We start from the raw sequence: 21220 nt of genomic DNA, 5'->3' as shown, positions 1-21220 counted from the left end.
CGGCTGGGCTCTTGTGAGCACAGCCGGCCTTTTGTTCAGCGGTTACTGGCGGGCAGCGAGCAAACGCTTGTGGCGGTTACGCCGGGCGATATTCAAGCATTCGATCACCGCCGAGAACGCCATGGCCGCGTAGACGTAGCCTTTTGGCACGTGGGCGCCGAAGCCTTCGGCGATCAGCGTCATGCCGATCATGATCAGGAAGCCCAGGGCCAGCATCACCACGGTGGGGTTGTCGTTGATGAACTTGGCCAAGGGTTCAGCCGCCACCAGCATCACGATCACCGAGGTCACCACGGCAATGATCATGATCGGCAGGTGTTCGGTCATGCCCACTGCCGTGATGATGCTGTCGATGGAGAACACCAGGTCAAGCAACAGGATCTGCCCGATCGCCGCGGCAAAACCGATGGTCACGGTGTTGCCAATCGTGGTTTTCTCTTCTGGCTCCGGGTCCATGCTGTGATGGATCTCGGTGGTGGCCTTCCACACCAGGAACAGGCCACCGGCGATCAGGATCATGTCCTTCCAGGAGAAGGCCTGGCCGAACACTTCAAATACCGGCGCCGTCAGCTGCACGATAAACGCGATGGTGCTCAACAGACCCAGGCGCAACACCAACGCCATGCTGATGCCAATGCGCCGCGCCTTGGCCCGGTGCTGCTCAGGCAACTTGTTGGTGAGGATCGAGATGAAGATCAGGTTATCGATGCCCAGCACGATTTCCATGACGATCAAGGTCGCCAGAGCGACCCAGGCGGTGGGGCTGGCAGCCAGTTGTAAAAGATAATCCATAGGTCAGTCCTGACGTTGTGCTGGGAAATTAGGTTTCTTGGGTATGCGATTGCGCGTCTTTTTCTTCCTGATCATCCTTTTTGCGCGGATTGATCAGGCCCTGGGTCGCTTCACTCAATGCCTGTTCGGCGGCTTTCTGGGTGTCATCAATCGCTTGCTTGGCCGATTCGGTGGCTTTGCCCAGTACCTGCTGCGCACTTTTCTCGACCTGATCGCACCCGCTGATCACCACCAATGAAAGCGCAAGCAATGCCGCCGCGCCTACAGAATTGAGTTTCATGATGTATTCCTCGTTAGAACCATTGGGTCCAAATAGTGGCCCGGCGATAGCGAGGCATTCTATTCAGGCAAACAGTTCAGGAAAATTCGTATTTTTCTCGCGTATACTTCGGTTTTTACGAAGTGTAGACCGCCATGCTCAATTATCGACAACTGCATTACTTCTGGGTGGTGGCCAAGACCGGCAGCATCGTGCGCGCCTGCGAGCAATTGAACCTCACGCCCCAGACGATCAGCGGGCAGATCAGCCTGCTGGAGCAAACCTTTGGCATTGCACTGTTTCAGCGTGTGGGGCGCCAACTGGAGCTGACCGAGGCCGGGCGCCGGGCCCTGCCCTACGCCGAGCAGATGTTCCAGACCGGCAACGAATTGGAAGCGGTGCTGCGCGCGCAACCCAATGAGCAGCAGATCGTGTTTCGCGTCGGGGTGGCGGATGTGGTGCCCAAGTCCATCGTGTACCGGCTGATCGCCCCTACCATGGAGCTGAACGAACCGCTGCGCATCACCTGCCGTGAAGACAAACTCGAACGCTTATTGGCCGACCTCGCCATCCAGCGCCTGGACCTGGTGATTTCCGACAGCCCGATGCCCACGCACCTGGACATCAAGGGCTACAGCCAGAAGCTGGGGGAATGTGGCATCAGTTTTTTCGCCACCCAGGCGTTGGCTGAGCAACATGACGGCGATTTTCCGGCGTGCCTGCACGGCGCACCCCTGTTGATTCCCGGCGCGGAGACCGTGGTGCGCAGCCGTCTGCAACGCTGGTTTGCCGATCAGCAGATTCAACCCAGGATCATCGGCGAGTTCGACGACAGCGCGTTGATGCAGGCATTCGGGCAATCGGGCAGCGGCATCTTTATCGCCCCCAGCGTGATCGCCGACGAGGTGGTGCGCCAGTACGGCGTGGTGCTGATCGGCCAGACCGACGCAGTGAGCGAGTCGTTCTATGCCATTTCGGTAGAGCGCAAGGTCAAGCACCCCGGCATCGTGGCGATTACCGAAGGTGCGCGACGCGAGCTGTTTACCGCCCTGCCCACCTGAGTCAGGCGCAGGTCGACGCCGGCTTGGCCCTCATCAGCCAAAATGCCAGCAGGATCGACACCAGGATAAACCCCGACGCGGCAAAGCCCAGGCTGCCCAGGCCCAGCGTATCGATCACCCGCCCGCCGACCATCGCGCCCAAGCCGATACCCAGGTTGGCCCCGGCAATATTCAGCGACGCGGCAAATGCCGGTGCATGGGGCGCGGCCTTCATCAGCCGCACATGGCTGACCAGGAACATCGCTGCCTGGGTCACGCCCCACACGGCCATGGCCGCCGCCAGACCAATGGTTGAGTGGATGGCCGGCACCACCGCCACCATACCCGCGATCATGAAGCCGCAAAACACCATGGAGGCGATCAACGGGTGACGATCCACTGCCCGCCCGCCCAGGGAATTGCCGATCAACCCGACCGCGCCAAAGCCCATCAGGCACCAGCCCACCAGCGTGCCGTCAAACCCGGCCAGGCGCTCAAGGATGTCCGCCAAATAGGTATAGGCGGTGAACATGCCGCTGAACACCAGGATCGACAACAGGATATGGCCCTGCATCACTGGGCTGCGCAGGATCTTGAATTGCGAGCGCAGGCTGACCTGCTCGTTCTTGGCCTGAGTGACCGGCAGGTAGACAAACAGCAACAGCGCCTTGGCCAGCGCAATCACCGCGAGCGCGGCAAAAGCGGTGCGCCAACCGAACATGTCGGAAATCAGCGTGCCCACCGGAATGCCGAAAACCGTGGCGCAGACAATGCCAAAACCGATTTTCTCGATCGCGCGCCCGGCGAATTCCGGGCCGACGATATCCACCGCCGTTTCACTGGCCAGCGCCCAGAACACCGGCAGGCCCAGGGCCGGGATCAAGCGGGCCAGGGCCATCACCCAGATATTCGGCGCCAGCGCCGCCACGGTATTGGCCACCGCGAACAGGATCAGGATGCTGATGAACAGGCGCTTGCGTTGGAACCGTGCGAAGTAGGCGGTGAGGAACGGACCGAACGCCGCCACGGTGAACGCGAACAGCGTCACCAGCAGCCCAGCCTCGGACACGCTGACGTTCAGGTCCCGGGCGATCGAGGGCAGCAGGCCGACAATGACGAATTCTGTGGTCAGCACGGTAAAACCGGCGGCCGACAGCAGCAGGATGGGAAACAGCATGAAAACTCCAGAAACGACGAGATCAACGACAGCCCGAAGGGCCCGCTGACGGAGAGAAAAGAAGAGAAAGGAAATGTTAACAGAAGATGTCCGGATTTGGCCAAATCCGACGGGGCGGGTGACGCAATGACGCAGCAAACGGGACTCGTCCTACAGCATGCTAGACTTCGCGCCTGCTTCCTACAGTACTTTCTTCCTGCAATGCTGTGCCCTACTAAAAAAACTAGAGACAACTGTTTATGACTGCTGCCCCTTCCCCGCTGCAACGTTTAATGCGCGTCAGCCTGGTCACCCAAATTGTCATCGGCCTGATCGCCGGGATTCTGCTGGCCCTGTTGTTGCCTGAGGCCGCCAAGGCCACCGGTTTTATTGGCAAGGTGTTCGTCACGGCGCTGAAGGCCGTCGCGCCGATCCTGGTGTTTGTGCTGGTGATGGCGTCCATCGCCAATCATAAACACGGCCAGGAGACCCACATCCGGCCGATCCTGTTCCTGTATCTGCTGGGCACCTTTGCCGCCGCCGTGGTTGCGGTGGTTGCCAGCACATTGTTCCCATCGTCCCTGGTACTGGCCACCCATGACGCCACCGTGAGCGCTCCCGGCGGTATCGGCGAAGTCCTGCAAAGCCTGCTGCTCAGCGTGGTGGATAACCCGGTCAGCGCCCTGATGAATGCCAACTTCATTGGCATCCTGGCCTGGGCCATCGGCATGGGCATTGCCATTCGCCATGCCGGCGAAACCACCCGCACCGTGCTCGACGACTTGTCCAACGGCGTGACGCTGATCGTACGCGTGGTGATCCGCTTCGCCCCGCTGGGTATCTTCGGCCTGGTCGCCTCGACCCTGGCCACCTCCGGCTTCGGCGCCCTGCTCGGCTATGCCCACCTGCTGGTGGTGCTGATCGGTTGCATGCTGTTCGTGGCGCTGGTGATCAACCCCGCGATCGTATTCTGGAAACTGCGCCGTAACCCGTACCCGCTGGTGTTGCTGTGCCTGCGCGAAAGCGGGATCACCGCGTTCTTCACCCGCAGTTCGGCGGCCAATATTCCGGTTAACCTGGCGCTGAGCAAACGCCTGGGCCTGCATGAAGACACCTACTCGGTTTCGATCCCGCTGGGCGCCACCATCAATATGGCCGGCGCGGCAATCACCATCACTGTGCTGACCCTGGCAGCCGTGCACACGCTGGGCATTGCCGTCGACCTGCCCACCGCCGTGCTGCTGAGTGTGGTTGCAGCCATCTGCGCCTGCGGCGCTTCGGGCGTGGCCGGTGGTTCGCTGCTGTTGATTCCGCTGGCGTGCAGCCTGTTCGGCATCCCGAGCGAAATCGCCATGCAAGTAGTGGCAGTAGGCTTCATCATCGGTGTGCTGCAGGATTCGGCGGAAACCGCGCTCAATTCGTCCACCGATGTGTTGTTTACCGCGGCGGCCTGTTTGGACAAGGATCAACAGCCGGCGTAAACACCGGCCATAAAAAAGCCCGGATGCGTTCGTTGAACAACGCTTCCGGGCTTTTTTGTGAGTGCTTAGAAAGCGCCCATGTAGTCACGTTTGCCCACTTCAACGCCGTTATGACGCAGCAACGCGTAAGCGGTGGTGACGTGGAAGAAGAACTGCGGCAGGCCGTAGGTCAGCAGGTAGGATTGGCCGCTGAAGCGCTTCTCTTTCGGGGTGCCTGGGCGGGTAACGATCTCGATGCCTTCCTTGCCGTCGATTTGCTCAGGCTTGATGGTGGCGACAAAGGCCAGCACCTTGGCGATCAGCGCTTGCAGGTCGGCAAAGGTGACTTCGCTGTCTTCGTACTTGGGCACTTCGATCTCGGCCAGGCGCGCGGAAACGCCCTTGGCGAAGTCGACGGCGATCTGAACCTGGCGCACCAGCGCGAACATATCCGGGAACAGGCGCGCTTGCAGCAGCGCGTTCGGCTCGATGTTCTTGGCGGTGGCGTGGGCTTCGGCCTTGTTCAGCACATCGCTGAGGGCGTTGAGCATTTGCTTGAAGACTGGGATAGAAGCGGCATACAGGGAAATGGTCATGTCAGTCTCACGGTAAGGGCAGGGTTGGAACCAGCGGCGATTATAGCCATGCCTGCCGCTTGTCTTTTATTTTTTCAGGCTTAGGCTAGTGGATTCACTGCATAGGGAAAGCGCGATGACCGCCGAGCATGACACCGACACCCCTGAGCCGCGCCTGAACAGCACGGAAATCCGCATCCTGGGCTGCCTCATCGAAAAACAGGCGACCAACCCGGAAACCTACCCCCTGACCCTCAACGCCCTGGTGCTGGCCTGCAACCAGAAAACCAGCCGGGAACCGGTGACCAACCTGAGCCAGGGTCAGGTCGGCCAGAGCCTGCGCGTACTCGAAGGCCAGGGTTTTACCCGGCTGGTCATGGGCAGCCGCGCCGACCGTTGGGAACACCGTGTGGAGAAGGCGCTGGAGCTGGTGCCGGCCCAGGTGATCCTGATCGGCCTGCTGTTTCTGCGCGGCCCGCAGACTGTCAACGAGTTGCTCACGCGCAGCGGGCGCATGCATGACTTTGAGGACGCCGAGCAGGTGGTGCATCAGCTCGAACGCCTCATTGCACGCGGCTTGGCGGTGCTGGTGCCGCGTCAGGCGGGTCAGCGCGAAGACCGTTATACCCATGCACTGGGGGATCCGGCGGATATCGAAGCGATTATTTCGGCGCGCGCCAACCCGGTGGAGCGCGGCGGTGGTGCTGTGTCGGCCGAGCGTATTGAAGAGTTGGAAGCGCGGATTGCGGCACTGGAAGAACGGCTGGCGCAGTTGGAACAGGCTTGACACGCGTCCAACTTGAAACGGGCGGCCCACTGTAGGAGCGAGCTTGCTCGCGAAAAACGCCCAGGCAATGCGTTTATTCTGGATAAACGCGCTGCCCTTGAGTTTTTCGCGAGCAAGCTCGCTCCTACAGCGTTCCGCGTTTAGACCGCCCGGGCGAACGCCACGGCGGCCTGGAATTGCTCCTGGGTAGGACGCACGCCGGTATAGAGCACAAATTGCTCCAACGCCTGGATCGCGATCACTTCAAGCCCGGTAATCACCCGCTTGCCCTGGGCACGTCCACGCACGATCAACGGTGTTTCCGCGGGAATCGCCACCACATCGAACACGGTTTCTGCTTGATCAATGGCATCGGCCTCAAAGGCCAACTGATCCGCCTCTGCCCCGCCGGTCATGCCGATCGGCGTCACATTGACCAGCATCCGCGGGCGCAAACCGCCCAGTTCGGCCTGCCACTCATAGCCCAGGTTACGTGCCAGCGCCCTGCCCGCCACCTCGTTGCGCGCCACGATCACGCCGTTGGCATAACCGCCGTCACGCAAGGCACTGGCCACGGCCTTGGCCATGCCGCCGCTGCCGCGCAGGGCGAAGCTTGAGTCTTTGGGCACCTGATGCTTTTTCAGCAATTGCTCGACGGCGATGTAGTCGGTGTTGTACGCCTTGAGACGGCCGCCGGTATTGACGATGGTGTTGAGGGAATCGATGGCTTGAACCGAATCGTCCAGTTCGTCCATCAAGGCGATGGCCGCCTCCTTGAACGGCATGGACACACCGCAACCCCGAATGCCCAGCGCCCGTATGCCACCGATCGCGCCGGGCAAATCCTGGCTGCTGAAGGCTTTATAGTAGAAATTCAGGCCCAACTGCTCATACAGATGGTTATGGAAACGCAGGCCGAAATTCCCGGGACGGGCCGACAGTGACATGCACAGTTGGGTGTCCTTGTTGGGGTGCATCTGCATGGGTAGCTCCTTGAGTAAGCAAATCGGTACAGACCTTACACAACCTTTACCTATTGGCTGTGCTGTTTTTCAGAAACACGTTGTCTTAAAAGTATCCCCGCGACAATCCTTGAGTCTATTGATTGCAGACCACAAGCGCAGGGGCTAACCGAGGAATGACCATGATTCGTAAAGTCCCCAAGATTGCCTTGCTTATTGGCGCACTCGCTATGGCAGGCCAAGCCTCTGCCCACGGTGGTGGTTGGGGTGGCCCGGCCGTGTTGGGTGCTCTCGTCGGTGCAGCTGTCGTCGGCTCCGTGGTTGCCAGCCAGCCTCGTGAGGTCTATGTGCAGCAACCGGTGTACGTGCAGCCGCAGCCGGTGTATGCCGCTCCGCCGCCGGTCTACTACGCACCGCCACCACCGGTGTATGTGCAGCAGCAGGTCTATTACCGTCCGGCGCCGGTGTATTACGGCCCGCCACGGGGTTATGGCTACTACGGCCCTCCCCACGGCTACTACCGTCACGGCTGGTAACCGTCAGTCGGTGAATGCGCAACAGGCCTCGCCCACACGCGGGGCTTTTTTTTGCCCGAAAGTCTGGATTTACCGTGTCAAGGTCGTTGTGAGGACAATGCTTGAGTGCCAATCCCACATGATCAGGTGGGGATACCCTCTTGATCGACCGATACGAACGCTGTCATGTTTGTGTCACGCACCTGACTCAGTATCGACTCTGTCCACTCAATAACAATTAAGGACGATTGACCATGCCCACACAAAATCCGCACCGCACCGCTGGCCTCTGCACGTCCAGCAAGGTGTACAGCGCACTGACCGAACTCAAGCACCTGGAAGGCCACCGCAGCGCGAAGTTCCTGGCACTGCTGGCAGAGAACCTGGTGCGCAAGGGCGTGCTCAGCGAGCAGGAAGTGGTGCACATGCTTGATCAAGTGGTGGATTGACGTGTGGCGTTGATGTCGACTATCGAGCCAGGTGATTTTTCCTTGGCGTCACCGCACCGTAAGGTGGCCTCCATAACGTTTGGAGGTACTTATGCCCACTGTTCAAATCATGTCCGTCGTCGGCAGCGCCGTCCCCGCCCCTCTTCGCAAGCTGGGCTTGCTCGCCTGCTGGTACGTGGTACGCGATGGCGAGCCTATCAGCGGCCCGCTCACCTCGTTATCCGATGCCCAGATGCAACGCCAGTTGGCCGCCAGCTGCTGGCTTGAAGCCTAGGGCAACGGCAGCTTGACCCGCGGCTTGGTTTCGACAAACAACGCCCAGCAGGACATGAACAGCGCCGCGACCAGCGGGCCGATCACGAAGCCGTTCAGGCCAAACACTGACAGCCCGCCCAGGGTGGAGATCAGGATCAGGTAGTCCGGCATTTTGGTGTCCTTGCCCACCAGAATCGGGCGCAGCACGTTGTCCACCAGACCGATCACGAACACGCCGAACAGCGCCAGAACAACGCCCTGCCAGATTGAACCGCTCAACAGGAAGTAGGCGGCCACCGGCCCCCATACGATCCCGGCGCCCACCGCAGGCAGCAGGGACAGAAACGCCATCAATACCGCCCAGAGCAACGCACTGGGAATGTCCAGGAACCAGAAGATCAGCCCTCCCAGCGCGCCTTGGGTCACGGCCACCAGCACGTTGCCCTTGACCGTGGCCCGCACCACCCGGTTGAACTTCAGTTGCAGGCGTCGCTTTTGCGGCTCGGCCAATGGCACCGCCGTGCGCACCTTGCGCACCAGTTCCGGGCCGTCGCGCAGCAGGAAAAACAGTAGGTACAGCATGATGAAAAAGCTCACCAGGAAATCGAACGTGCCCTGACCGAAGCTGAACGCCTGGGTGGCGAAGAACTGGCTGCCCTGCATCGCGCCTTTCACCACCTTTTCCCGCAGCCCTTCCAGGTTGCCCATGCCAAAGCGGTCCAGCAGGTGTTGAAAATACGGCGGCAGGAAATGCTTGAACTGTTCGATATAACCGGCCACATCCAACTTGCCGCTTTCGATGTTCTTGTAAAGGGTGGCGCCCTCTTGCACCAGCAAGGCGCTGGTAACGATCACCGGCAAAATCGCGACCACCAGACACACCGACAAGGTGGTCAGTGAGGTGAGGTTGCGGTTCCAGCCAAAGCGCTGCTGCAGGCGGCGTTGCATGGGCGCGAAGATGATGCCGAGGATCACCGCCCAGAACACCGCGCCGTAGAAGGGCAGCAATATCCAGATAAAAGCGACGGTGACCAGAGCCAGCAGTAACAGCAGGGTCTTGAATTGCAGGTTGGTTTGATTCATGTCCGATCCATGTCAAAAAGCACAAGGCCGATGTCGGCCCTGTTGCTTAGTCCGCAGCGACACCTGGGAGTGCCCTGGTTTATCGAACAAGCATAGATCGGCTTACCTAGACCTGGATCAATGCACCGGGCCATGGCCTGCACTACCCTCGCGCCTTTTTGCGGCCCACACCTCCATGCTCCCACTGATCGCCCCCGAACTGCTCGCGCCCGCCGGCACGTTGAAGAACATGCGCTACGCCTTTGCCTATGGCGCCGATGCGGTGTATGCCGGCCAGCCGCGCTACAGCCTGCGCGTGCGCAACAATGAATTCGACCACGCCAACCTGGCCCTCGGTATCCGGGAAGCCCATGCACAGGGCAAGCGTTTCTACGTGGTGGTGAACATCGCGCCGCACAATGCCAAGCTGAAAACCTTTCTCAAGGACCTGGCCCCGGTGGTCGCCATGGGCCCGGATGCGCTGATCATGTCTGACCCAGGGCTGATCATGCTGGTGCGCCAGCATTTTCCACAGATGCCGGTTCATTTGTCGGTCCAGGCCAATACCGTTAACTGGGCCAGCGTGGCGTTCTGGCAACAACAAGGGATCTGCCGGGTAATCCTGTCGCGGGAGCTGTCCCTGGAGGAGATCGGCGAGATTCGCCAACAGGTACCGGCCATGGAGCTGGAAGTGTTCGTGCATGGCGCGCTGTGCATGGCCTATTCCGGGCGTTGCCTGCTGTCGGGCTATATGAACAAGCGCGACGCCAACCAGGGTAGCTGCACCAACGCGTGTCGCTGGAAATACCAGGCCACCCCGGCGGTGGAAAATGCCACGGGCGAGATCGTCCAGGCATTCGAGCCGACGCTGGGCATCGGCACGCCGACCGACCAGGTGTTCCTGCTGCAGGAAGCCAACCGTCCCGAAGCGCAGATGCCCGCCTTCGAAGACGAACACGGCACCTACATCATGAACGCCAAGGACCTGCGCGCCGTACAGCACGTCGAGCGCCTGACCCACATGGGCGTGCACTCGCTGAAAATCGAAGGCCGCACCAAATCGCACTTCTACTGCGCGCGCACCACCCAGGTGTATCGCCGCGCAATCGATGATGCGATGGCCGGCCGCGCCTTTGACCGCCGCTTGATGACCGACCTCGAATCCCTGGCCCAGCGCGGCTACACCGAAGGGTTCCTGCGCCGTCATGTGCACGACGAATACCAGAACTACCAGAACGGCAGCTCCGTCTCCGAGCGCCAGCAATTTGTCGGTGAATTGACCGGCGAACGCCGGGGCGAGCTGGCCGAGGTCAAGGTGAAGAACCGTTTTGCGCTGGGCAATCACCTGGAACTGATGACGCCAGCGGGCAATTTTCACTTTGACTTGGCCACGCTGCATAACGCCAAGGGCGACGCCATCGACGTAGCCCCGGGGGATGGGCACACGGTGTATCTGCCCCTTCCGGCAGAGATGGACCTGAGCTTTGGGCTGCTGATGCGCGACGTGTAGACCCTCTGATGGGCATAGTCAGTTAAGCGAAGTGGTCCATTGTAGGAGCGGGCTTGCTCGCGAAAAACATCCAGGCAACGCGTTCATTCTGAATAAACGCGGGGTGCCTGAGTTCTTCGCGAGCAAGCTCGCTCCTACAAAAAAGCCTTACCTGGCTGACTTTAGTGCAACCCCCCCTCTCACATCGAGTTTCATCACAACAATGCGTGAAGCGGGTCAGATCCTGAACTGGCCCACCAACTGCCCCAGGCGCTGGCCCAGGTCCGCCAGGCTGCGGGACGTCTGGGCGCCGAGCTGGGTTTCATCGGCCACGCTGTCCACCGCCACGGCAATCTGATGCACGCTGCGGTTGATCTCTTCAGCCACGGCGGTTTGTTCTTCGGCGGCGCTGGCGATCTGCGCGTTCATCGAGTTGATGGTACCGATCAACTGGGCCATGGTATCCAGCGACGCCCCGGCCTGGTTCGCCTGGGCCGACGTGCCGTCACCGGCATCGCTGGAGCGGCGCATGGCGTCCACAGCGGCCTGGGTGCCTTTTTGCAGGCGGTCGATCATGCCCTGGATTTCCTGGGTGCTGGTCTGGGTGCGGCTGGCCAAAGCGCGCACTTCATCGGCGACCACGGCAAAACCACGCCCGGCCTCCCCTGCCCGCGCGGCTTCAATCGCGGCGTTGAGCGCCAGCAGGTTGGTTTGTTCGGCAATCGAGCGGATCACGCCGAGCACACTGACAATCGACGACACATCCTGCTGCAGGCTGTCGAGGGACACGCCGCTGCTACGGATATCGTTCACCAGCGCATGGATCTGAGTGATGCTGCCGTCCACCACGCGCTTGGCGGCCTGGCCCTCGGCGTCGGTCTGCTGCGCGGCAACGGCGGCACCCTGGGCGCTACGTGCCACTTCGTGGGCGGCGGACGACATTTGATTGATCGCGGTGGCCACCTGGTCGGTTTCGTGACGCTGGCGTTCCATGGCGGTTTCCGAGCGCTGGGCCTGCTCGGAGACCTGGCCCACCAGGCCGGTGAGTTGCCCGGTCATTTCAGTGATCTGGCGCACCAACCCGTGGATTTTGTCGACAAACCGGTTGAACGCGCCGGCCAGGTCGCCAAGCTCATCCTGGCTGGTAATGGCCAGGCGGCGCGTCAGGTCACCTTCACCGGCGGCGATGTCGTCCAGGTTGGCCTTCATCAGGCTCAGGGGGCGCAGGATCGTGTTGGCCACCAGCAGGCCGACGGCGGCAATCACCAGCAGCACCACGACGGCCACCCCGAGAATGCTCAACAGCACGCCTTCCATGCGTTTTTCAACCTTGGCCTCGACCACCGCGACCTGGGCTTCGATGCCATCGAGGTTCACCGAGGTACCAATGACCATGTCCCACTTGGGCAGGTATTCGGTGTAGCCGAGCTTGGGCACCAGTTCGGTCTGGCCGGGCTGGGTCGAGCTGTATTGCAGGTAATGGGTGCCGTCCTTGCCGACCTTGACCAGGTCGCGGTTGACGTAGACGCCGTTGGGGTCGCGGTTGTCCTTGAAGCTCTTGCCCACGCCGTCCGGGCTGTTGCCCTTGAACAGGCGAATGGTCTCGGAGTCGTAGCCGAAGAAGTAACCGTCCTTGCCGTAGCTGGTGTTGGACAGCAGCTTGACCACCTGCGCCCGCGCCGCCGTGTCACCGGGAGCGGCAGCGTCGTAGAGCGGCTTGATGGTGGTCATGGCAACTTCGACATAACTTTGCAGCGTGGCCTTGGCGTTGTTGAGCAGGCGCTGGCGGGTTTCATCCACTTCGTTGCGCGCCTGGTCCTGAAGAATCCACACGGTGGTCAGGCTGATAACCAGGGCAAACAGCAGCACCGGCACGACGGCAAGGGTCAGGACTTTGGCCTTGAGGCTCAGACGCATGGCTTTTCTCTCTTATTAGTGGCGACTCGAGAGGTTAACGGCCAAACGTCGATTTTCTGGAGCACTCTCTTGTGGCGAGGGAGCTTGCTCCCGCTCGGGTGCGCAGCGCCCGCCAGCTTTTGGGGCCGCTTCGCAGCCCAGCGGGAGCAAGCTCCCTCGCCACGATGGACGCCTCAGAGCGTCATCGCCGCCAGCCAGCCAAACGCCAGCAGCGGCAGGTTGTAGTGCAGGAAAGTCGGCACCACGGTGTCCCAGATGTGATGGTGCTGGCCGTCGATATTCAGGCCGGAGGTCGGGCCGAGGGTGGAGTCCGATGCTGGAGAACCTGCATCGCCCAAGGCCCCGGCGGTGCCGACGATGCACACGATGGCCACCGGGCTGAAACCCAGTTGCACGCACAACGGCACAAAAATCGCGGCCAGGATCGGCACCGTGGAAAACGACGAACCGATGCCCATGGTCACCAACAGCCCCACCAGCAACATCAACAGCGCTCCCACCCCACGGCTATGGCCGATGAACGCCGCCGACGCTTGCACCAGCGAGCGCACATCACCGGTGGCCTTGAGCACTTCGGCAAAGCCCGACGAGGCGATCATGATGAAGCCGATCATCGCCATCATCTTCATACCTTCGGTGAACAGGTCATCGGTGTCGCGCCAGCGCACGATGCCCGACACCGAGAAAATCAGGAAACCGGCCAGCGCCCCGATGATCATCGAGTCCAGCCACAGCTGGATGATGAACGCCGAGGCAATCGCCAGGCCGGCCACCAGCAGGGTCAACGGGTTGTACTGCACCGCCACCTGTTCGACACGCTCGATTTTCGCCAGGTCGTACACGCGTTTTTTGCGATAGCTGATAAACACTGCCACCAGCAGGCCGACCACCATGCCCAGCGCGGGCAGGCTCATGGCGTGGGTCACGTTGACTTGGCTGATGTCCACGCCGCTTTTGGCCACGTTGGCCAACAGGATCTGGTTGAGGAAGATATTGCCGAACCCCACCGGCAGGAACATGTAGGGCGTGATCAAACCGAACGTCATGACGCACGCGATCAGGCGACGGTCCAGTTGCAGCTTGGTCAACACGTATAACAGCGGCGGCACCAGCAGCGGGATGAACGCAATGTGGATCGGCAGGATGTTCTGCGAAGCAATCGCCACCGCCCACAGCAAGCCGATCAACAGCCATTTGACGTGGTTGCCGCCGCTGGCTTCCTGCCGATCCACCAGCAACAGCGCTTTGTCCGCCAAGGCATGGGCCAGGCCGGACTTGGCAATCGCCACCGCGAAAGCGCCGAGCAAGGCGTAGGACAAAGCCACCGTCGCACCGCCGCCCAGGCCACTGTTGAACGCTTTGAGCGTGGCGTCGATACCCAGGCCACCGGTCAGGCCGCCCACCAGGGCGCCGACGATGATGGCGATGACCACATGCACGCGGGACAGGCTGAGCACCAGCATGGTGCCGACCGCGGCGATAACAGCGTTAATCATGGTTACCTCAGGACAAAAACATAAAAGACAGGCATACCCGCGCCGCAGCGGCCATCGCAGGCGCTGCCGGTGTGGGCTTGAAGAGTCTTATTAGAGGGCGCGCACTTTGCAGCAGCGGGACGGCCATGTCAAAAAACGACGCCGTTTTGAGCTTTAAATTGGATGTTTGAATAAAGAAGGAGTCAGCGCAGCCGATAACGATTTTCCATGTGTAGTCAGGTAAGGATGTCCCGATGTCGCTCAGGCAGCTCTCCATTCAATGGAAAATCACCCTACTCGCGGGCCTGTGCCTGCTGGGGATCGTGACCTTGCTGGTCGGCCTGTCGCTGTATCGGATGGCGCAAAGCTCCGAGCAGGTCAAAGCCTCCAGCATGCAGATGCTGGATGAAGCCGCCCAGGCGCGCATCGAAGCCCAGGGTGAAGTGCAGGCGCTGGGCATTCGCCAGCAGTTCATGGACGCCTACCAGTACGGCCATGGGTTTTCCCGCCAGGTGCTGTTTTTGCGCGAGCAGGCGGAAAAACGCTTCCTGGATGCCTTCGACACCCGCGAAGACCTGACCCGTCAGGTCAAGGCCGCGCTGCTGGCCAACCCTGATCTGCTCGGTTTGTCCCTGGTGTTCGAAGCCAATGCGCTGGACGGCAAGGATGAGTTGTTCGCCAACCAGGCCGAACTGGGCAGTAACGACACTGGCCGCTTCGCCCTGTACTGGTCGCAACCAACACCCGGCAAAATCACCTCCATGGCGCTGCCCGAAAGCGACATGGCCGACACCTCCGTCGGCCCCAGCGGCGAAAAAGCCAACGCCTGGTTCACCTGCCCGCGCACCACCCTCAAGCCCTGCGTGATCGAACCCTACTTTTATGTGATCGACGGGCAGAACGTGCTGATGACCAGCATCGTCTTCCCGCTGATGGTCAATGGCAAAGTCATTGCCTCGCTGTCGGTGGACATCAACCTCAACAGCTTGCAGGCCGTGAGCCAACAGGCCAGCCACAAGCTGTACGACGGCCAGACCCAGGTCAGCATCCTCAGCCCCACCGGCTTGCTCGCCGGCTACAGCCCAGACGCCAGCAAGCTCAGCCAACGCCTGGACCAGGTCGACACGGCCAGCGGCGCACAGCTGATCACTGCCCTGGCGAGCGGCACACAGATCCGCAGCCTGCGTAACGATCAGCAACTCAAAGTGCTGGCGCCTTTCGCACCGATTCCGGGGGGCAAGCCGTGGGGCGTGCTGCTGGACGTACCGAAAAAAGTGCTGGTGGCGCCAGCCGAGGCGCTCAAAGCCCAGCTGGATGCCGACAACACCAGGGGCACCCTGCTGGAGCTCGGCCTGGGCCTGCTGGCCGCCGTGGTCGGTTTGATACTGGTGTGGCTGATGGCGCGCAGCGTGACCCGGCCTATCCTTGGCGTAGCGCATATGCTTGAAGACATCGCCAGCGGCGAAGGCGACCTGACCCGCCGCCTGGCCTACGACAAACAGGACGAGCTGGGTCAACTGGCGGGCTGGTTCAACCGTTTCCTCGACAAGCTGCAACCGATCATCGCCGAGGTCAAACGCTCGGTGCAGGACGCCCGCGGCACTGCCGACCAATCCGCCGCGATTGCCAGCGAAACCAGCGCCGGCATGGAGCAGCAGTATCGCCAGGTTGACCAGGTGGCCACCGCCTCTCACGAAATGAGCGCCACCGCCCAGGACGTGGCCCGTAGCGCAGCCCAAGCCGCGCAAGCCGCCCGCGATGCCGACCAGTCCACCCGCGAGGGCCTGACCGTGATCGGCCAGACCACCAGCAACATCGGCCTGCTGGCCGCTGACATGAGCACGGCCATGGCGCAGGTTGAAGGCCTGGCCAGCAACAGCGAGAAGATCGGCTCGGTGCTCGAAGTGATTCGCGGCATCGCCGAGCAAACCAACCTGCTGGCCCTCAATGCCGCCATCGAGGCCGCCCGCGCCGGCGAGGCGGGCCGTGGCTTTGCGGTGGTGGCCGACGAAGTGCGCAACCTGGCACAGCGCACCCAGGAGTCGGTGGAGGAAACCCGCGTGGTCATCGAACACTTGCAAAGCGGTACTGCAGAAGTGGTCGGGGCCATGGGCAACAGCTATCGCCAGGCCCAGGGCAGCGTCGAGCAGGTCGGCCAGGCAGTCACCGCGCTGCGCCAGATCGGTGACGCCGTCACCGTGATCAGCGACATGAACCTGCAAATCGCCAGCGCCGCCGAAGAGCAAAGCGCGGTGGCCGAGGAGATCAACAACAACGTGGCGACGATTCGGGATGTGACCGAGTCGCTGTCGGAACAGGCCAATGAGTCGGCGCGGGTAAGCCGGGCGTTGAACAGCCTGGCGAATCAGCAGCAGGGGTTGATGGATCAGTTTCGGGTGTAGGAACCGTCTTCGCTTTGGCAGCGGGCTTGCCCTAATGCCAGTCAGTCAAGGCGAACACCGTACCTGTGGCGAGGGAGCTTGCTCCCGCTGGACTGCGCAGCAGGCCCATTGTTTGGGGCCGCTTCGCGGCCCAGCGGGAGCAAGCTCCCTCGCCACAGGTTAGTTCTCGCTTCTGGTGCGTCTTGACTGAACGCCTCTAGCTCAAACGTGGCGGTGTGGCAGCTCGATCAGCGCCTTGAGCCCACCCAGCTCACTTTCCTGCAACTGCAACGCCCCGCCCCACACCTCGACAATATCGCGCACGATGCCCAGCCCCAGGCCGTGGCCGTCGATCTGTTCATCCAGCCGCGCACCACGGCTGAACACTTGGTCACGCTGGGTCTCAGGGATGCCAGGGCCATCGTCTTCGATTGCCAGACGATAGCCGTGCGGCGTTTCACTGATGCTCAATCGCACTTCGGCATCCGCCCATTTGCAGGCGTTGTCCAGCAGGTTGCCGAGCAACTCCAGCAAGTCTTCACGGTCCCACGGCAGTTGCAGGCCAGGGGCGACGTGGTAGCTCAGGTCCAGGTGTTCGCCGTGGATCATGTTCAGGGTGGCCAGCAGCCCCGGCAGTTCCTTTTCACAGTCGAACAGCGCACCCGGCAGGGTTTCGCCCGCCAGGCGCGCACGATTGAGCTCGCGATTGAGGCGCTGCTGCACCTGCTCAAGCTGATCGCGCAACAACTGGCTCAACTGCGGCTGATCCCGGAGGGCTTCGCTCGATGCTGCACTCAACATCACCGCCAATGGGGTTTTCAGCGCGTGCCCCAGGTTGCCCAAGGCATTGCGCGAGCGTTTGAGGCTGTCTTCGGTGTGGGCGAGCAAATGGTTGATCTGCGCCACCAAGGGCTCCAGCTCCAGCGGCACCTGGGTGTCCAGTTGCGAGCGCTGGCCCTGTTGCAACTGAGCGATCTGGTTGCGCGCCGTTTCCAGCGGGCGCAAGGCGCGGCGCACGGTGATGCGTTGCAACACCAACACCACCAGCAATGCCGCCAGGCCCAGCACCAAGCCGATCTGGCGCATCAGGCGAAAGCTTTCCCGTACCGGCGTGTAGTCCTGCGCCACGCTGATGGAGATCGGTTGGCCGAAACGTTTGTAGTCCGAACGCAATATCAACAACTTCTGGCCTTCAGGCCCCAGTTGCAGGTTGCCCTTGAGCCCGGCCTCGGGGAGCGTTGGCAGTTCCTGGTCCCACAATGACCGGGAGCGCCAGTGCGTGTCGGCAAAATCAATACGGAAATAGTGCCCCGAGAAAGGGCGCTGATAAGCCGGTGACAGGCGATGCTCATCCAACTGTACGCCGTTGGGTCCGCGCACCAGCGCCGACAACAGGTTCTCGCTGTCGTTGCGCAGGCCCGCCTCCAGATAGCGCTGCAGACCGGCCTCGAACAACCACAGACTGGTTTGCGCCAGCACCACGCCGACGATCACCATCACGCTGATCAAGCCCAGGCTCAAGCGCCGCTGGATCGACTTCATGCAGGGCTCGCGCCGAACCGGTAACCCTGGCCGCGCCGGGTTTCGATCACACTGCGCCCCAACTTGCGGCGCAGGTGGTTGACGTGAACTTCCAGCACGTTGGAGTCGCGCTCGGTCTCGCCGTCATAGAGGTGTTCGGCCAGGTGAGTTTTCGACAGGATCTGTTCGGGGTGCAGCATGAAATACCGCAGCAGGCGGAACTCGGCGGCGGTGAGCTGGATTTCGTCGCCGTCGCGCAGCACGCACTGGCGACCTTCGTCCAGGTGCAGGCCGGCGGCTTGCAGGGTCGGTTGGTTGGCATGCCCGTGAGACCGTCGTAACAGCGCTTGAATGCGCAGGTACAGTTCTTCGGGGTGAAAAGGCTTGCTCAGATAATCATCGGCACCGGCCTTGAGCCCTTCGATGCGTTCTGCCCAGGAGTCACGCGCGGTCAGCACCAGCACCGGCGTGGCCAGGGCTGCCGCGCGCCATTGCGCCAGCACCTCCAGCCCCGGCAAGCCCGGCAGGCCAAGGTCGAGGATGATCAGGTCATAGGGTTCGCTGCGGCCCTGATACGCCGCGTCGCGCCCATCGGCCAGCCAATCGACCGCATAGCCTTGGCGCTGCAGGCCGGCCAGCAGCTCATCGGCCAGCGGGACGTTGTCTTCCACCAGGAGCAGGCGCATCAGTCTTCCTTATCTTTGATCAATGTACCGGTGGTTGCGTCAAGCTTGATTTCGCGCACCACGCCGTCGGTGGTCACCAGCTCCACTTCATAGGCGTATTGGCCGTGCTTTTTCTCCAGCTCCGCCTCCAGCAGCCGGGCCCCAGGGTAGCGTGACATTGCAGTGTGCAACAGCTGCTCCAGCGGCAGGATCACCCCCTGCTGACGCAGGGCCAGGGCTTCATCCTGATTGAGGTCGCGAGCGGCCAGGCTGGTGCAAAAGGCCAGGAGCGCCAGCAGCACCAGACTAGCGGCGCGTCGATATACCGTCATTACGTGTCCTGATGATTCTTGAGAACGTGCCCGGTGAGCGCATCCAATTCAACGTCCCACTCAAGGCCATGGGCATCTACCAGCTCGATCTGGTAGATATACTTGCCGTACTCTTCGTCCAGATCGGTCCCCAGCAGGGTCGAACCGGGGTGCAGGGCAAGTGCGGTGGCTTCAAGCTGATCGAAGGCGACAATAGTAACAGTGCCGGGCAATTTCAGTGGTTTGTCGGGGTCCATTGCCCAGGCCTGCGTGAGCGAGCATGCAATGATACCGGCGGCGACCAGCGCTGTAAGGCGCTTCATGATAAGTCTCCGTTTCAGGATGTTTGTCCTACGACTGCTCACCGTACGCCTGGCAACTTAACTGAAGCTGAATTGCCACCATGGCAATTCCCTGCAGGGGGCAGCTTGCTCTTGCTGGCGCAGTGTTTATAAAGATTGACGCGAGTTCGTTCCCCAATCGCTTTGACAGAGACCGGTATGACAGCCATCCACATCAAGTTCACCGCCCTGACGCTCAAGGCTGGTAAACGCGCCTTTGCCCGTATTCGTGAGCAAGGCCTTGCGCCTTCTGACGTCGGCATTCTTCCGGGCGCGGCCGGCGGCCCCAAGGCCTTGGGCATCCAGGGCCTGGACCTGGCGCTGTTCGGCGACTGGCTGGCGCGTGCGCCCCGGGAGCGGGCGCTGATCGGTGCGTCCATCGGTTCCTGGCGGTTTGCCAGCGCTTGCCTGCCCGACCCGGTACAAGGCTTGCTCGACCTGGGCCGCCTGTATAACGAACAGCGTTTTGCCAAAGGCGTGACCATGGCCGAAGTCAGCCAGAGCTGCCAACGCATGCTCGACGACCTGCTGGCCGGCCGCGATGCGCAGGTACTGGCCAATCCCGACTATCGCCTGAACATCATGGTGGTGAAGAGCCACGGCCTGCTCGCCGACGACCACAGGGGCCGGTTGGGCCTGGGCCTGTCCTCGGTGATCGCCGATAACCTGCGCGGCCGCGCACGGCTGTCGCGGCATTTCGAACGCCTGATCGTTCACGACCCCCGCCAGGCGCCCCCGGTGCACCCACTCAACGATTTCCCGTCGCGCTTCCTTGAACTGGAACTGGGCAACCTGCGTCAGGCACTGCTGGCGTCCGGCTCGATTCCCATGGTGATGCAGGGCGTGCGCGACCTGCCCGGCGCAGGCGCGGGCACCTACCGTGATGGCGGTCTGCTGGATTACCACCTCGACCTGCCCTACCGCGGCGACGATATCGTGCTGTACCCGCACTTTACCGACCGGGTCATCCCCGGCTGGTTCGACAAAGGCCTGCCGTGGCGACGCAGCAACCAGCAGGGTTTGCAGGACGTCCTGCTGCTGGCACCGTCAAAGGACTACCTGGCCCGCCTGCCTTACGGCAAATTGCCGGACCGTAGCGACTTCAAGCGTTTCATGGGCGATGACGCAAGTCGCAACAAATACTGGCAGACGGCAATGAGCGAGAGCCAGCGGTTGGGGGATGAGTTTCTGCAGTTGGCGGACAACGGGGGGCTGGGCGAGCGTTTGCAAGCCCTTTGACCCAGCGGTATGCGCGGCGACGGGTCAAGCTGTTAAACTCGTCGCCTGCCAGATACCTGACCGAGCTGAAAATACCGTGGAAATCTTCAAAGAGTTTACGTTCGAATCCGCCCACCGCCTGCCGCACGTCCCGGACGGCCATAAATGCGGGCGCCTGCACGGGCATTCGTTCAAGGTGGCGATCCACTTGAGCGGCGACCTGGATCCCCATACCGGCTGGATTCGTGACTTCTCGGAAATCAAGGCGATCTTCAAGCCGCTCTACGAGCGTCTCGACCACAACTACCTCAATGACATCCCCGGCCTGGAAAACCCTACCAGCGAAGTGCTGGCCAAGTGGATCTGGACTGAGTTGAAGCCACTGCTGCCGGAGCTCAGTGCGATTCGCATCCATGAAACGTGCACCAGCGGGTGCATCTATCGCGGCGAGTAAGCGATGCGTTGTTGAAAAAACCACCTGCGGGTGGTTTTTTTACGCCTGGCCCAAGCCGATCCAATTTGTGTCACGGCTGCACTGCTTTCGCGCTTGATCGCCCCTCTGGAACCACCCCGCCGCTGTAACGGACGAGCGCTCCGGGTACGTGCGCCAC

Annotated in this window: 22 protein-coding genes and 2 pseudogenes; 11 read left to right on the top strand and 13 right to left on the bottom strand. The window is 61.6% G+C overall.

Annotated elements, in window-relative coordinates; all coding sequences use genetic code 11:
- Positions 1 to 42: 42 nt before the first annotated feature.
- Both SC318_RS09635 and SC318_RS09630 read right to left on the bottom strand, forming a co-directional pair.
- Positions 43 to 792 (bottom strand): TerC family protein, encoded by a 750-nt coding sequence (locus SC318_RS09635; RefSeq protein ID WP_320430577.1) that lies wholly within the window; start codon positions 790 to 792, stop codon positions 43 to 45.
- A 28-nt stretch (positions 793 to 820) separates the two neighbouring features.
- Positions 821 to 1072: a hypothetical protein gene (locus SC318_RS09630; protein ID WP_306492436.1), complete on the bottom strand. Its 252-nt coding sequence runs from the start codon at positions 1070 to 1072 to the stop codon at positions 821 to 823.
- A gap of 134 nt (positions 1073 to 1206) precedes the next feature.
- On the opposite strand from SC318_RS09630, the gene nhaR reads away from it, so the two are divergent.
- A complete protein-coding gene (gene nhaR, locus SC318_RS09625; protein WP_320430575.1) occupies positions 1207 to 2112 on the top strand; it encodes a transcriptional activator NhaR in 906 nt (301 codons plus the stop codon).
- 1 nt (position 2113) lies between these two features.
- Here nhaR and SC318_RS09620 read toward each other — a convergent pair whose 3' ends face one another.
- Entirely contained in the window at positions 2114 to 3268 is a 1155-nt protein-coding gene (locus tag SC318_RS09620; RefSeq protein ID WP_320430574.1) for an MFS transporter, read from the bottom strand.
- A gap of 239 nt (positions 3269 to 3507) precedes the next feature.
- Between SC318_RS09620 and sstT the strand changes: the two genes are divergently transcribed.
- Entirely contained in the window at positions 3508 to 4728 is a 1221-nt protein-coding gene (gene sstT / locus SC318_RS09615; RefSeq protein ID WP_320430573.1) for a serine/threonine transporter SstT, read from the top strand.
- Between the two features lie 65 nt (positions 4729 to 4793).
- Here the strand turns inward: sstT and SC318_RS09610 are convergent, their stop codons facing one another.
- The gene (locus SC318_RS09610; RefSeq protein ID WP_320430572.1) at positions 4794 to 5303 is read right to left on the bottom strand and encodes a DUF1993 domain-containing protein; all 510 of its coding nucleotides are present in this window, start codon (positions 5301 to 5303) and stop codon (positions 4794 to 4796) included.
- Between the two features lie 115 nt (positions 5304 to 5418).
- Between SC318_RS09610 and SC318_RS09605 the strand changes: the two genes are divergently transcribed.
- Positions 5419 to 6069, top strand: coding sequence for a YceH family protein (locus SC318_RS09605; protein WP_320430571.1), 651 nt, complete (start codon positions 5419 to 5421; stop codon positions 6067 to 6069).
- Between the two features lie 140 nt (positions 6070 to 6209).
- On the opposite strand, the gene SC318_RS09600 is transcribed toward SC318_RS09605, so the two are convergent.
- Entirely contained in the window at positions 6210 to 7031 is an 822-nt protein-coding gene (locus tag SC318_RS09600; RefSeq protein ID WP_320430570.1) for a shikimate 5-dehydrogenase, read from the bottom strand.
- Between the two features lie 155 nt (positions 7032 to 7186).
- Between SC318_RS09600 and SC318_RS09595 the strand changes: the two genes are divergently transcribed.
- The 3 genes from SC318_RS09595 to SC318_RS09585 all read left to right on the top strand — a co-directional run bounded on the left by SC318_RS09595 (position 7187) and on the right by SC318_RS09585 (position 8248).
- Complete coding sequence (locus SC318_RS09595) at positions 7187 to 7546, top strand: hypothetical protein (RefSeq protein ID WP_124385968.1); 360 nt, start codon at positions 7187 to 7189, stop codon at positions 7544 to 7546.
- 233 nt (positions 7547 to 7779) lie between these two features.
- On the top strand, positions 7780 to 7974 hold the full coding sequence (locus tag SC318_RS09590; protein ID WP_306492431.1) for a hypothetical protein: 195 nt from the start codon (positions 7780 to 7782) through the stop codon (positions 7972 to 7974).
- Between the two features lie 91 nt (positions 7975 to 8065).
- Positions 8066 to 8248 carry a hypothetical protein gene (locus tag SC318_RS09585; RefSeq protein WP_320430569.1) on the top strand — a complete coding sequence of 61 codons (183 nt, stop codon included), beginning with the start codon at positions 8066 to 8068 and terminating at the stop codon, positions 8246 to 8248.
- On the opposite strand, the gene SC318_RS09580 is transcribed toward SC318_RS09585, so the two are convergent.
- The gene (locus SC318_RS09580) at positions 8245 to 9312 is read right to left on the bottom strand and encodes an AI-2E family transporter (RefSeq protein ID WP_320430568.1); all 1068 of its coding nucleotides are present in this window, start codon (positions 9310 to 9312) and stop codon (positions 8245 to 8247) included. The two genes, SC318_RS09585 and SC318_RS09580, sit on opposite strands and share 4 nt — an antisense overlap.
- A gap of 175 nt (positions 9313 to 9487) precedes the next feature.
- On the opposite strand from SC318_RS09580, the gene yegQ reads away from it, so the two are divergent.
- Entirely contained in the window at positions 9488 to 10801 is a 1314-nt protein-coding gene (gene yegQ, locus SC318_RS09575; protein ID WP_320430567.1) for a prephenate-dependent tRNA uridine(34) hydroxylase TrhP, read from the top strand.
- Between the two features lie 216 nt (positions 10802 to 11017).
- Here the strand turns inward: yegQ and SC318_RS27015 are convergent, their stop codons facing one another.
- The 3 genes and pseudogenes from SC318_RS27015 to SC318_RS09565 form a co-directional block, all read right to left on the bottom strand.
- Positions 11018 to 11773 (bottom strand): methyl-accepting chemotaxis protein, encoded by a 756-nt coding sequence (locus SC318_RS27015; RefSeq protein ID WP_413817640.1) that lies wholly within the window; start codon positions 11771 to 11773, stop codon positions 11018 to 11020.
- A gap of 102 nt (positions 11774 to 11875) precedes the next feature.
- A pseudogene (locus SC318_RS27010) lies at positions 11876 to 12697 on the bottom strand (cache domain-containing protein); the annotation flags it as partial.
- 173 nt (positions 12698 to 12870) lie between these two features.
- Complete coding sequence (locus tag SC318_RS09565; protein ID WP_320431206.1) at positions 12871 to 14190, bottom strand: Na+/H+ antiporter family protein; 1320 nt, start codon at positions 14188 to 14190, stop codon at positions 12871 to 12873.
- 236 nt (positions 14191 to 14426) lie between these two features.
- On the opposite strand from SC318_RS09565, the pseudogene SC318_RS27005 reads away from it, so the two are divergent.
- Positions 14427 to 15716 (top strand): annotated as a pseudogene (locus SC318_RS27005) (HAMP domain-containing protein); the annotation flags it as partial.
- Positions 15717 to 15818: 102 nt separating this feature from the next.
- A complete protein-coding gene (locus SC318_RS27000; protein WP_413817639.1) occupies positions 15819 to 16574 on the top strand; it encodes a methyl-accepting chemotaxis protein in 756 nt (251 codons plus the stop codon).
- A gap of 201 nt (positions 16575 to 16775) precedes the next feature.
- Here the strand turns inward: SC318_RS27000 and SC318_RS09555 are convergent, their stop codons facing one another.
- Genes SC318_RS09555 through SC318_RS09540 form a run of 4 tightly spaced genes read right to left on the bottom strand, consistent with a single transcriptional unit; the run spans position 16776 to position 19373 of the window.
- Positions 16776 to 18095 (bottom strand): sensor histidine kinase, encoded by a 1320-nt coding sequence (locus tag SC318_RS09555; RefSeq protein ID WP_320430564.1) that lies wholly within the window; start codon positions 18093 to 18095, stop codon positions 16776 to 16778.
- Positions 18092 to 18760, bottom strand: coding sequence for a response regulator transcription factor (locus SC318_RS09550; protein WP_320430563.1), 669 nt, complete (start codon positions 18758 to 18760; stop codon positions 18092 to 18094). The genes SC318_RS09555 and SC318_RS09550 overlap by 4 nt, the downstream gene beginning before the upstream one ends.
- A complete protein-coding gene (locus SC318_RS09545; RefSeq protein ID WP_306492424.1) occupies positions 18760 to 19071 on the bottom strand; it encodes a PepSY domain-containing protein in 312 nt (103 codons plus the stop codon). Before SC318_RS09545 ends, SC318_RS09550 begins: the two co-directional genes overlap by 1 nt.
- Entirely contained in the window at positions 19071 to 19373 is a 303-nt protein-coding gene (locus SC318_RS09540) for a PepSY domain-containing protein (RefSeq protein ID WP_320430562.1), read from the bottom strand. Before SC318_RS09540 ends, SC318_RS09545 begins: the two co-directional genes overlap by 1 nt.
- Before the next feature lie 177 nt (positions 19374 to 19550).
- On the opposite strand from SC318_RS09540, the gene SC318_RS09535 reads away from it, so the two are divergent.
- Positions 19551 to 20630 (top strand): patatin-like phospholipase domain-containing protein, encoded by a 1080-nt coding sequence (locus SC318_RS09535; protein WP_320430561.1) that lies wholly within the window; start codon positions 19551 to 19553, stop codon positions 20628 to 20630.
- A gap of 76 nt (positions 20631 to 20706) precedes the next feature.
- Positions 20707 to 21063 (top strand): 6-carboxytetrahydropterin synthase QueD, encoded by a 357-nt coding sequence (gene queD / locus SC318_RS09530; protein WP_017736453.1) that lies wholly within the window; start codon positions 20707 to 20709, stop codon positions 21061 to 21063.
- Positions 21064 to 21220: the final 157 nt, after the last annotated feature.

Origin of the sequence: Pseudomonas sp. MUP55, assembly GCF_034043515.1 — a bacterium.
Lineage (GTDB): Bacteria > Pseudomonadota > Gammaproteobacteria > Pseudomonadales > Pseudomonadaceae > Aquipseudomonas.
Note: the sequence above shows the minus strand (reverse complement) of the source record. Positions and strands in the feature narration are given on the sequence as shown.